Source organism: Prevotella sp. AM34-19LB (assembly GCF_003468525.1).
Taxonomy (GTDB): Bacteria; Bacteroidota; Bacteroidia; order Bacteroidales; family Bacteroidaceae; genus Prevotella.
The window spans coordinates 44463-56851 of the sequence record NZ_QSIG01000001.1 but is presented as its reverse complement, the minus strand read 5'-3'; the positions used below and the strand labels follow the sequence as shown (position 1 = coordinate 56851).

General features: G+C 48.0%; 10 protein-coding genes. 6 read left to right on the top strand and 4 right to left on the bottom strand.

Translation table 11 applies throughout. The features are described 5' to 3' along the window. Positions 1 to 11: 11 nt before the first annotated feature. The 6 genes from DW830_RS00210 to DW830_RS00185 all read left to right on the top strand — a co-directional run bounded on the left by DW830_RS00210 (position 12) and on the right by DW830_RS00185 (position 6627). Positions 12 to 692: an ABC transporter ATP-binding protein gene (locus DW830_RS00210; RefSeq protein WP_118311189.1), complete on the top strand. Its 681-nt coding sequence runs from the start codon at positions 12 to 14 to the stop codon at positions 690 to 692. Positions 693 to 867: 175 nt separating this feature from the next. Further along, entirely contained in the window at positions 868 to 2211 is a 1344-nt protein-coding gene (locus DW830_RS00205; RefSeq protein ID WP_118311208.1) for a TolC family protein, read from the top strand. Between the two features lie 3 nt (positions 2212 to 2214). After that, positions 2215 to 3468 (top strand): efflux RND transporter periplasmic adaptor subunit, encoded by a 1254-nt coding sequence (locus tag DW830_RS00200; protein ID WP_118311190.1) that lies wholly within the window; start codon positions 2215 to 2217, stop codon positions 3466 to 3468. 50 nt (positions 3469 to 3518) lie between these two features. Further along, a complete protein-coding gene (locus DW830_RS00195) occupies positions 3519 to 4766 on the top strand; it encodes an ABC transporter permease (protein ID WP_119248440.1) in 1248 nt (415 codons plus the stop codon). Positions 4767 to 4768: 2 nt separating this feature from the next. Further along, positions 4769 to 5914 carry an ABC transporter permease gene (locus tag DW830_RS00190; protein WP_119236448.1) on the top strand — a complete coding sequence of 382 codons (1146 nt, stop codon included), beginning with the start codon at positions 4769 to 4771 and terminating at the stop codon, positions 5912 to 5914. Between the two features lie 32 nt (positions 5915 to 5946). After that, positions 5947 to 6627, top strand: coding sequence for an ABC transporter ATP-binding protein (locus DW830_RS00185; RefSeq protein WP_119248439.1), 681 nt, complete (start codon positions 5947 to 5949; stop codon positions 6625 to 6627). An 8-nt stretch (positions 6628 to 6635) separates the two neighbouring features. On the opposite strand, the gene DW830_RS00180 is transcribed toward DW830_RS00185, so the two are convergent. The 4 genes from DW830_RS00180 to DW830_RS00165 all read right to left on the bottom strand — a co-directional run bounded on the left by DW830_RS00180 (position 6636) and on the right by DW830_RS00165 (position 12386). Next, positions 6636 to 7868 (bottom strand): sensor histidine kinase, encoded by a 1233-nt coding sequence (locus tag DW830_RS00180; protein WP_119248438.1) that lies wholly within the window; start codon positions 7866 to 7868, stop codon positions 6636 to 6638. Beyond that, the gene (locus DW830_RS00175; RefSeq protein ID WP_119248437.1) at positions 7858 to 9222 is read right to left on the bottom strand and encodes a sigma-54-dependent transcriptional regulator; all 1365 of its coding nucleotides are present in this window, start codon (positions 9220 to 9222) and stop codon (positions 7858 to 7860) included. The genes DW830_RS00180 and DW830_RS00175 overlap by 11 nt, the downstream gene beginning before the upstream one ends. 43 nt (positions 9223 to 9265) lie before the next feature. Then, positions 9266 to 10594, bottom strand: coding sequence for an ATP-binding protein (locus DW830_RS00170; RefSeq protein ID WP_119248436.1), 1329 nt, complete (start codon positions 10592 to 10594; stop codon positions 9266 to 9268). Positions 10595 to 10889: 295 nt separating this feature from the next. Beyond that, the gene (locus DW830_RS00165; RefSeq protein WP_317125354.1) at positions 10890 to 12386 is read right to left on the bottom strand and encodes a TonB-dependent receptor; all 1497 of its coding nucleotides are present in this window, start codon (positions 12384 to 12386) and stop codon (positions 10890 to 10892) included. Positions 12387 to 12389: the final 3 nt, after the last annotated feature.

Here is a 12389-nt window from a genome sequence, read left to right as displayed (position 1 = left end):
GATTTCTAACGATGATACGAACAGAGAATTTAACTAGAATATTCCGCACGGAAGAGGTGGAAACCATCGCCCTGAACGGTGTGAACATAGAAGTAGAAGATGGTGAGTTTATCGCCATCATGGGTCCTTCGGGATGCGGCAAGTCAACCTTGCTGAACATCCTGGGCTTACTGGATAGTCCTACGGAGGGCAAGTATTGGTTGAATAATGAGGAAGTGGGCCATCTGAAGGAGCGTGAGCGCACCGCCTATCGCAAGGGTCGCATCGGCTTCGTGTTCCAGAACTTCAACCTTATCGACGAACTTACCGTTGAGGAGAATGTGGATTTACAGCTGAAATACCTCGGAGTGGGAAAGGCGGAGCGCAAGGAGCGTGTGCTCGAGATATTGAGAAAGGTGAAGCTGAGCCATCGTGCCAAGCATTATCCTCATCAGCTTTCGGGCGGTCAGCAGCAGAGGGTTGCCATCGCCCGTGCCGTGGTGGGCAAGCCTAGCATCATCCTTGCCGATGAGCCTACGGGTAACCTCGATTCCAAGAATGGTATGGAGGTGATGCAGTTGCTCAGCGAGCTGAACGAGGAGGGAACCACCATCGTGATGGTTACGCACTCCAAGCACGATGCTACCTACGCCAGTCGCATCATCAATCTGTTTGATGGACAAGTGGTGGATGCGATGAATGATCAGCTTTGATCTTTGGTTTCGAATGATCAGCTTTAAGCTGCGGTTTACTGTCCAACAATTAGACGGTGGTGTCTAATTGTTGGACAGTTTGTTTAATGAGGGCTTTTATTTAATGGCTTGATTATCAGGAGAAATGTTGTTTTGGCACGGCTCTTGTCCTTATCATGCCAAAATGAAGAAGATTATGAAAAGAATAGGAATATTGATAGGATGGTTGGTCTGGGTGGCTGGTGCCTCGGCACAGAGCTGGAGCCTTGACGACTGCATGAAATACGCCGTGGAGCACGCTACGGAGGTGAAGCGGGAGGTGGTAAACGCCCGCCAACGCAAGCAGGATTACCAGCATGCTGTGGCAGGATTCCTGCCTACCGTTACGGGCGGCGTGCAAGGACAGTATGCCTGGGGACGAAACATCGACCCGGAAACCAATACTTATAATAATGTAACGACATTCAACAACTATTATCAGCTTTATGCCGAACTGAATGTCTTCGATGGTTTCGCCACCATCAACGCCTTGAAGCAGGCTAAGCTGAGCCGGGATTATTCAGCCACGGCGATGCAGAAGATTCAGGACGATAGAGCCATCGACGTGATGCAGAAATATGTGGATGCTGCCTATGCTGAGGCAAGCATTCAGATAGCAAGCGAGAAACTGAACGAAAGCAAGCGGATGCTGGCTAAGATGAAGCGACTGTATGAACTGGGCGAGAAAGGGCGCCCGGATGTGGTACAGATGGAATCGCAGGTGGCGGAAGATGAATACAATCTTACGCATCAGGAGAATGTGGCAAAACAGAGTCTGCTCGCCTTGAAATCCGCGATGAATTTTCCGGTGGATGAAGAGCTGAAAATTCTGATTAATGAGGAGCAGAATTTGAAGTTAACGTCTGATAAAAAAGAGGTTTCTGAATCTGGAGTAAACTACGAAACCATTTACCAGGGCTTCCTGCATATTTCTCCCGATTTGAAGTCGGCAGAATACGAAGTGGAGCGGGCACGGTATGATTACAAGATAGCAAAAGGCAGATTGCTGCCATCACTCTCTCTCGGTGGCGGCATTTCTACCAACTATTACAAGAATCTCTCTCAGAAAGGACAATACGATGGGTTTGCCTCGCAGTTTCACAACAACCAGGGCGAATACCTCGCGTTGACCCTTTCTATACCTATTTATAATAGCGACCGATGGCACAGCGTGAAGAAGGCACGCAACGACTGGCAACTGGCACAGGTGAACCTGGAGGAAACCAGGCGCAAGCTTCACGACCAGATAGCCCAGGCGGTGATGGATGCAGAGGGTTACGCCAAGGAGTTGCATCAGATGCAGAAGAAGGTGGCCTCTGATTCGCTCGCCTATCACATGTCGAGCCGGAAGTTTGAAGAAGGAATGCTTTCCACCTTCGATCTTCATACCGCAGCCCAGACGCTTCTGGAAAGCAGAATCAAGGAACTCCAGATGCAGATGCTGCTCATCATCAAACAGAGATTGGTTGCTTATTATCAGGGAGAAAATTTAATAAGATAAATTATGGATATAAAAATAGAAAAGAAAAAATATCTCGTGCCTCGCAAGTATTGGGCATGGATTGGCGGAGGAGCGGTTTTGATCGCAGTCCTCATTTGGTTGGGATTGAGCAATTTCTCTTCCACCCTGAAGGTGGATAGGAAGGGATTGAGCATCGGAACCGTAGAGAAGGCGCAGTTCAACGATTATGTTTCGGTGGATGGACAGGTGGTTCCTATCTCCGTGGTACAGATCAGTTCCGAGGAAGGCGGTATCGTTCTGGAGAAAGTGGTGGATGAAGGTGCCCACGTAAACAAGGGCGATGTGATCGTGAAACTGAGCAATTCGAATCTCGACCTGGAGATTCTGAATGCCGAAAGCGAACTTGCCGAAAAGCAGGACATGCTTCGCAACACCCAGATTTCGATGGAGCAGGACCGCCTGAACAATAGCAACGAGGAACTGTCGCTTTCGCAGGATGTCATTACCAAGCGCCGCTCCTATCAGCATCAGGAGGCGTTGCACAAGGAAGAACTCAATTCGCGCGAGGAGTATCTGAAGGCTAAGGAAGATTACGACCTTGCCGTCAAGAAGCATGCGCTCATCAGCAAGCGATTGAAGAAGGATGCACAGCTCCGCCGTTCGCAGATGGATCAGATGGGCGATAATCTGGAAGCCATGCAGAAGAATGTGCAGCTGGTTCGCCAGCGCAAGGAGAAGCTGAACATCCGCAGCACCATATCGGGTGAAATCGGCTTGCTCGATGTGGAACTGGGACAGAGCATCCAGGCTGGACAGAAGATAGGAGTCATCAACGATCTCAGCGATTTCAAGGTGCAGGCGCAGGTGGATGAGCATTACATCGACCGGGTAAAACCCGGACTTACTGCTACCTTCGACCAGAATGGCAAGCATTATCTCCTGCAGGTCCGCAAGGTTTATCCCGAGGTAAGAGACGGCAGGTTTCGCATCGACTTCATCTTCAAAGGTGTTCGCCCTGGCAATATCCGAACCGGTCAGACCTATTATGTAGATTTGCAGCTCGGCCAGTCTAAGCAGGCAATAATCATCCCTAAAGGCACGTTTTATAGTGTAACGGGCGGTCAATGGATTTTTGTTTTAGACAAGAGTGGCAAGAAGGCTTATCGCCGAAAGATTACCATCGGTCGCCAGAATCCTCAATATTATGAGGTGATTGAAGGCTTGGAGCCGGGCGAGCAGGTTATCGTTAGCGGCTATGAGGCCTATAAGGATAATGATGTATTAGTTTTTAATTAGTAGTGATTAGTGATAAATTGGGCTAACGCCCTTGAAACAGGATATTTGATATGAATCATATTATTAACGCATTCAAGAATCTGCCCCGAAGAGGCCAGCACAATTTCGTGAAGATCTTGTGTCTGGCGCTCGGACTGGCAATCAGTTCGGTAATTATTGCCGAGATTTATTTCGAGCAGACTTACGATACGTATTTCCCTGGATGGGAGAGGACGTATCAGATATTTGAAGTGAGCAGCAATCAGGGTAAGACCATGACGTTCAACCAGACTTCAGGAGCCATCGCCCAAGGTGTGAAGCAATACGCACCGATGGTGGAAATGGCCACTAGTACCCACTGGTTCTATAACGACGCCCAATGCAAGTTGGACGACCAGCACGTTGTGTCTGCCAATATCTTGATGGCAGACAGTTGTTTCTTCGATGTCTTTCCGCAGAAGATGTTGGTAGGCAAGGCTCGCCAGATATTATCACAGCCCTTGTCTTGCATCATCGACTCGAAGACGGCAGCCACTATAGGCGGCAATGTGGTGGGCAAGCATTTCACGCTTCCCGATTATCCTGGTACTACTTTTACCATTAATGGCGTTTTCGAGGCTTTTCCTTGGGGGGCGTCCTTGCATGGCACGCAGATGATTCTGTCTATGTCCAGTGTTCCATACGTATATTCTTACGATGGCAGAAACAATTGGATAGGAAATGATAGCTATATTTCCTACATTCGGTTGGCAAGGGGACATCGTGTCGACGAACTCAAGCCTTACGTCGACAAGATGCGCCAAGACCATTTCCCATTGAAGGAACTGAAGAAGATGGGAACAGACCTTACCTTTGATTTCACGGTGTTGAGCGATGTCTATACCCATGACCCATATATCAAGATGATGAGCTGGATATTGAGCATCGTGGCCTTCGTGCTGCTCTTCACGTCGGTAATGAACTATCTGCTTATCATAGTGGGCAATCTGGTAAGCCGCTCGCGTGAGATGGCAGTTCGCAAGTGCTATGGAGCCGAACCCAAGAATATTCATGCCATCATCTTCTCTGAGGCATTGGTGCATGTAGGCTTGGCGGTGATTTTGGCTGCCATACTCGTATTCCTTTGCAAGGGAACTATCGAGAATTTCCTTTCTGCTCCGGTTAGTGCGCTGATTCTGAACAGGGGCAGTTGGATATTGGTGATGATCTGCCTGCTGGTGTTGCTGGTAGGCGGTCTGGTTCCGGGCTGGCTATACAACAAGATTCCGGTGGCAAGTGCCTTCCGTGGTTATAACGAGAATCGCAACCGCTGGAACTGACGTTGCTGGGCATACAGTTTGCTATCTCTGGACTGCTGTTCAGTCTGCTCTACATCATCAACAGTCAGTATCAGCTGATGCTTGGCACCAATCCTGGTTACGATTATGATAATGTTGCCATCGTCTCGGTAGATGGCATCAATCGCGACCAGCGCAACCAGTGTCTTGCCGAAATCAAGCGAATGCCGAATGTCAAGGAGTGCTGTTCCACTTATCATATTCCGCTCTATGGATACGGCAGAAGCGGAAACATGGTACAAAAGCCTGGTGATGATACTAATACCTTCAACATCATAGATATGGAAGGTGTGGACGACAATTTCTTCAAGATGATGAACATCCCGATAGTACAGGGCTCGTTCTTTACGGAGTGCAATGACAGTTGCCGTCAGGTGATTATTGACGAACGGGGTGCTGAAAAACTCATCAATATCTGGCATTGGAAGGATGGCGTTGTAGGCAAGCAGATTACTTGTTCGGGACATGATGACGGTGTAAATCCACTCAAGCTGACGGTTTGTGGCGTGTGCAAGAATATCCGCTGGGGTGACATGTCGGCCGATGGCGACGATATGAAGGAGTTTCCTGTACTGTATTTCTATGCAGCCAAGACGGCTTATTACATGCTTGTAAAGTATAAGGATATGCAGGACGAATCGTTGGCGGAGTTGCAGCAGAAGGTGCAGTCGATGTATCCTAACAATAAGGTCATCGTGAAGAGTTATGCCTCTGAATTGGCTAACCAGTATGCCTCACAGCTCAATTTCCGCAATGGCATCCTTGTAGCAGGCATCGTGACGATGATTATCGCCCTCTTCGGATTGGTGGGTTATACGAGCGATGAGGTGAACCGCCGCCGCAAGGAGATTGCGATAAGGAAGGTGAACGGAGCGAAGGTGAAGGATATTCTTCGCATCTTCCTGAAGGACATTATGAAGATTGCCTTGCCTTGCATCATCGTGGGCGACTTGGGGGCTTGGCTGATAGCCCGACAATGGCTGATGTCGTTTAGCGAGAAGATTACGATGACGCCTTTGCTGTTTATCGGCGTTACCATCATCTTGCTCGTCATCATCGGGCTTTCCGTCGTCATCAACTGCTACAAGGTGGCGAATAGTAATCCGGTGAAGTATCTTAAGGATGAATAAAATTAAAAGTAAAAAAGTAAAAAGATAAGAAAATGCTTAAAATAGAGAATCTTTGCAAGTCATTCCGCACAGAAGATGTGGAGACGATTGCTTTAAATAACGTATCTTTCACAGTAGAAGACGGCGAGTTTGTCGCCATTATGGGACCATCCGGTTGTGGCAAATCCACTTTACTCAATATCCTTGGATTATTGGATAACCCAACTTCTGGAAAATATTTCCTGGGTAATCACGAGGTGGCAAACCTGAAGGAAAAAGAGCGTACGGATGTGAGAAAGGGAGAAATCGGTTTTGTGTTCCAGAGCTTCAATCTGATAGATGAATTGAATGTAGAGGAGAACATCGAGCTTCCTCTTACCTACCTCAACATTCCGAAGGCGGAGCGCAAGGCTAAGGTGCAGGCGATTATGAAGCGAATGGCCATCAGCCATCGTGCCAAGCATTTCCCTCACCAACTGTCAGGTGGTCAGCAGCAGAGGGTTGCCATCGCCCGTGCCGTGGTCTTCGGTCCGAAACTTATCCTTGCCGATGAGCCTACGGGTAACCTCGATTCCAAGAATGGTGCCGAGGTGATGCATCTGCTTACTGAGCTGAACCACGAGGGCACCACCATCGTCATGGTAACGCATAATGAGCATGATGCCAAGATAGCCCATCGCACCATCCGCCTGTTTGATGGACAGATTGTGGAGGCGGAGGGCAATCAGCTTTAGTGTTTCTGTTATGGGATGATGATGCGGAAGGTGGTGATTCCCTGTGCCTTGTCCTGATGGAGCGAGAGGCTGCCGCCGCTTACTCGCATGATCTGGCGGGAGAGGGAGAGCCCGATTCCGCTTCCTTCCGACTTCGTGGTGAAGAACGGGATGAAAATATGAGAGGCTACATCTTCGGGGATGAGACCGGCGTTGTTGCTCACGTCGATGATGATGGATTCCTGGGCGTTAGCGTAGGCTTGGAGACGGATAAATGCCTTCTTGCTTGCCGCGGATTGCAAATCCGCGGAGCGACATTCCTGCTTGTTCCTACCCTGCACATTTCCATCTTGCTTGTTTCTTTCTGCAGATAACTTTTCCTGCCCGTTGAAAGCTTCTACGGCATTCTTCAGAAGATTCGTTACCACGTGAGAGAGGAGGCTCTCGTCGGCGTAAACCAGCAAATCCTTGGGAGAAACTTCTATCTCTACTTCGTGGTTGCAGAGCATCGCCATTCTTTCCAGGAATGGTTCTACATAGAAAAGAGCAGGCTGAGGCTGGGGAACATGGGTAAAACGGCGATAGTTATTGACGAAAGCCAACAGCTCGGTTCCTGTTTTGTGGATGGTTTCCAAGCCTTGCTTCAAGTCTTTATCCTCTGTAACTCGGGTAAGCAGAGTTTCGCTCAACGAAGTAACCGGCGTGATGGTATTCATGATTTCATGGGTCAGCACACGAATCAGCTTGATCCATGAATCCACTTCCTGATTGCTCAGCTCGTGGCTCACGTCGCTCAGGGCGATGATGCGCACGTGCTTGTCTTTCAGCATGGCTTGCGTCTCATGCTTTGCCAAGTGTTCATCCTTCAGTTTCCCTTTTACCTGGTTCATGTGGGTAAGCACATCCGTATCGAGCAATCGGAGGGCAGCCTGGTTGTGCTGCAGGATGTTGTCGTGGCTATCTACCACCAGGATGCCCGTATCCACCGCATTCAGAATCTGCTCGTAATATTTCTCCCGATTCATCTGCTCCTCTCTCGTATGTTGCAGGAAGAGCTTGATTCGGTTGAGGGATTTGTGCAGAATCTTATCCTCCTTAAACCCCTTCTCCGTAGGAAAATTGAAAGAGAAATCCCCATTATCTATCGCATCAAAAAGGAAGGTTACCTTTTTGATGTTCCGGCGATAGTGGCGGTAGAGGCGAATGTAACCCACTACAGCAACGAGCAAAAGCACGATAATTATAATTAGTTTATAATCCATATCGCTTAATCTTATTATAAAGCGTCTGGCGGGAAATGCCCAGTCTTGCGGCTACCACCGACAGGTTTCCCTCACATTCCCTGATGGTTTTCTCTATCATTCGGCTCTCCATCTCGTCGAGCGTCTGAACCTCTTCCAGGGGCTTCTCTCTTTTCTGCTGGTTTCCGCCGTCAATATCTTCGGCAGAAATCATTCCGCCATCAGATAGAATCACGGCTTTCTCGATGGCGTGCTGAAGTTCACGGATGTTTCCGTACCATGGCAAACTGGTAAGTTTTTTCTCTGCTTCTTCCGAAAGACGGAGATTCTCCTTATTATATAAATCGCCATATTGACGGAGGAATCTTTCTGCCAATGGAACGATGTCTGATTTTCTCTGTCTCAGGGCAGGCAATTCCAGATGGATGGTGTTGATGCGGTAGAGCAGATCTTCTCTGAATTCGCCATCGTTTACCATCTGCTGCAGATTGCGGTTGGTGGCGCAAACCAGTCGCACGTTGATGGGAATCTGTGTACTTCCGCCCACTCTTACGATGCTTCTGCGTTGCAGGGCGGTAAGGAGTTTTGCCTGAAGACCGTAGGATAAGTTTCCTATCTCATCCAGGAAGATGGTACTGCCGTCGGCAAGCTCAAACTTGCCCGGCTTATCCACCTTGGCATCAGTAAAAGCACCCTTTACATGACCGAAGAGTTCGCTTTCGAAAAGGGTTTCCGTAATGGCTCCCATATCCACAGGCAGCATCTTTTTCCCACACCTTGTGGATAAACGGTGTATTTCGTTGGCTAATACCTCTTTACCTGTTCCGTTTTCGCCTGTAATCAGGATGTTAGCATCGGTTGCGGCAACTTTTTCCACAATGCTTCTCAAATTGTTCATAACTTCGCTATCTCCCCAATACATAGCACTTTGTGCATTTTTTCCACAAAGTTTTCCACCTTTTTTGCCAATAGCGTTATCCACAGCCTTGTTCTTATCCCTAGCCTCCATCAGCGTACGGATCATCTTCTCGTTTTCAAAAGGCTTCACGATGAAGTCGGCGGCACCTTCCTTGATGCCTGTTACGGCAAGTTGGATGTCGGCATAGGCGGTAAAGAGCACCACCTCTGTTTTCGGGCTGAGGCTCTTGATTTCCCTGAGCCAGTACAGTCCCTCGTTTCCCGAATTGATTCCGCTGGAGAAGTTCATGTCGAGCAGCACCACGTCGGGATGCTCCTCTCTCAGCTTGGCTGGGATGGAGTTAGGATTGGCGATGGTGATGATGCCATCGAATATGGGTTCCAGCAGCATCCTCACCGTGGTAAGAATGTTGCGGTTGTCATCAACAATCAATATTGTTCCTTGTTTCTTAATCATGGTTCGTTTTTTTTACGATGATATTTTCCTTGATGTCCTGTTTCTATCTTTTGTCTTCCAGCAGAAAAGCCATGTAGAGGGGAAGAATGAAAGTTTGTGGGGCTGTTCCCACATTTACATCTCCCAGTTTGATGGCTTGAGATACGTGATACTTTTCGGGGTTCGAAAGGATGGTCTTGGCACTTTTAATGTTTCCGTTGCTCGCCTTTACTTCTACCAGCGTGCATTTGCCTTCGTATCTTGTAACAAAGTCGATTTCCAAACCCGAGTCCTTGCGGAAATAATAGAGCTTGCGATTCATCTTGCCAAAAATGTCGGCTACCAGATTTTCAAAGATGGCTCCCTTGTATCCATAGAGATTGCCTTGCAGAATGTCAGCTGCCGTTCCTGGTTCGAGCATACTGATGAAAAGTCCTGTATCTGCCATGTAAACTTTAAACTGGTCGGGAATGGAGTTGCCATCAAGTGGGAGTTCGGGCGCTGACAGGTTGTAGCAACGGCGGATAATGCCAGCATCTTCTATCCATTGCAAACTGCCCTGATAGTCACGTCCTCTTCCGTTGGATCGTACTGTGGCGTATGCGAATTTCTTGTTTTCCTTACTCAGTTGACGTGGAATTGACTCGAAGCATTCTCTGATTCTCGACTTGTCTGCTTGTGGAGCATATTTCAGCATATCTACTTTGTATTCTTCGATGATGGCTTGCTGCATCCGTAGCACGTTTTGCATATTATGAGTTTCCATAAATACGCTCACGGCTCTTGGCATTCCGCCAATAATGCAATATTGCAGCAGCAGTTGGCGCATTCTTTCGTGGATGGCTTCTTGTACCGGAGTCTTTTCTTCCAGGCAGCGATGCAGGTAGTCGATGGTCATTTTCTTAATGCCATTTGCCCAGAGCCATTCCTCAAAATCCATTGGATACATGTCTATGATAGTCTCGTAACCAACAGGAATTGGAGCCTCTGACGAAGCATTGGTGTGGTAACCGCTGACTCCCAGCAGGGAACCCGTACCGATGACATCGTATCTGCCATCAGTCTTGAAGAATTTCAAGGCAGTGCGAGCACGTGGGCATTCCTGTATCTCGTCAAAGATGATGCAGGTCTTGCCCGATACGAAATTGGCATCGGGTATTAAGGTAGAAAGTGTCATACAGAGAAGATCGATGTCCAGGCCACCATCAAATACCGACTTGTATTCTGGGTGCTGGAAAAAGTCAATATACACAACATGCTCATAATTCTTATGGGCAAAATCGAGTACCGAGAATGTCTTTCCGCATTGGCGACATCCTTTAATGATGAGAGGCATTTTGTGCTCATCACTCTTCCATTCTTTGAGATATTTCTCGATTTTCCGTTTAAACATCTGTTTTCTAATGATTTATGATGTATTACTCTTGATGCTGTGCACGTTTTCCAAGGGACTTTTCTTGAATTCGTGCACGTTTTTCAAGGGACTTTTTGTTCTATTCTGCCACTTTTTCAAGGGACTTTTTGTTGCAAAGATAGGATAAAATACTGAGAAACAATAAAAAAGAGACGAAAAAATGCCGATAGTGGCGCCAAAAGTTACTTTTTCTGTAGTTTTTGGCACCCTATCGGCATTTATTTATTCCAAATTCTGATTCCTGATGAGGAATTGCTTATTCTAAAAAGGCGAATTACAGTTCTATCGGAACCACTACTTTGATACAGAAGTTGCGCCCCATGTTGTAAACACCTCTTCTGCCCGTAACCGTGTTTTCCGCCAGATACTTCAGACGGCTCAGGTGGTTCTGGTAAGCACGGTTGGTAATATTCTCGCCCGAAAGATAGAGCGAGAGAAGGCGCTTGCCGTAAAGCTTCACGTCGGTACCGGCATACATATTTAATAAGGTGTAGGATGGCGTGGCGGTCTCCGTATCGTTGGCTGCGAAATAATGGCTCTGGCGAAGATTGCAATCCATCTGCAGCTTGACGAAGAGATGGTCGAAAGTCCTGCCGTTGCAGACAAACTCATATCTTACATCCGAAATCCAACGGGGAGCTGGGGTGAATGGCAGATACTTAGATTCGGATGGCTGATGCAACTGCACGGAGTTGACATACGAGAAAGTGTTGCGGAAGTGCAGACGCTCTACAGGATGGATGTCGATGCTCGCCTCACCACCCAGAATGCGGGCGTCGCCCGAAGTAAACTGATAGGCGGGCGTGTCGTCGATGAGGATAGGCTGATTGTTCTCATCAGCCAACTTCTCGCTATAGATGTAATGGTTAATGCGATTGGCAAACAGCGAGAGTTCTGCCGAAATAATAGGTGAAGAATAATCCAAACCAAGGTCGAATTGCCAGCTGTTCTCAGGCTTCAGACCGGAATTTCCCAATTCGTATCGCTGGGTTCCCTCGTGCACACCATTCGATGATAATTCGCTGATGTTAGGCGCACGGAATCCTCTTGCCAGGTTCAGCTTAATATTGAAATCGGGCAGGATTTCGTAAGCCAAGCCAATGCTTCCGGTTACTCCCTCAAAGCTGCGCTTAAAGGCTTGAAAACGGAAAGAATCCGCTTCGCTGTGCAGGTGGCGATGATCGTATCTGATTCCGCCGCTCAGATTCAACTTGCCTATTTTCTTGCTCACCGTGGCAAACACGCCGTAATCGAAGAGATGATAGGCTGGAATCAGGAACTCTGCTCCCTTGTTAATTGATTGCTGCCACATGCCGTTGACACCTGTTGAGAATTTCCAGCCATTCATTTCCGGCGAGAGATAATGCAGGTCGTAATTCACGGTATGGAGCATGAAGTCGAGTCCGCATTCCTTCGGATTCTCTTCCTCCTCAAACTCCTGACGGCGGTTCTGCTGATAACCCAAGAGGAGTTTCAGATTGCCGTCGCCCAGGAACCAGGAATTGTCGAGCACCGCCTTGTAATGGTGAATCTGCTGATAAGGCATCGGTTTGCCATAAGTCTTGGTATCGTAGCCATCCGGAATTTCCAGCTCGCCCGTTTTCTCATCTCTTTCTCCCTCTACGATGCCCGGAGTGAGATGATAATAATCGAGTGTGAGATGCGAATGTCCCTGGCGATAATTCCAGCCGAGGAGCTGTGAAAGGGCCTGTTCTCTGAGTGAAGAACCGAAGACGTAACCATCGTATTTGTTCTTGTAGGCATGCGCCATTTT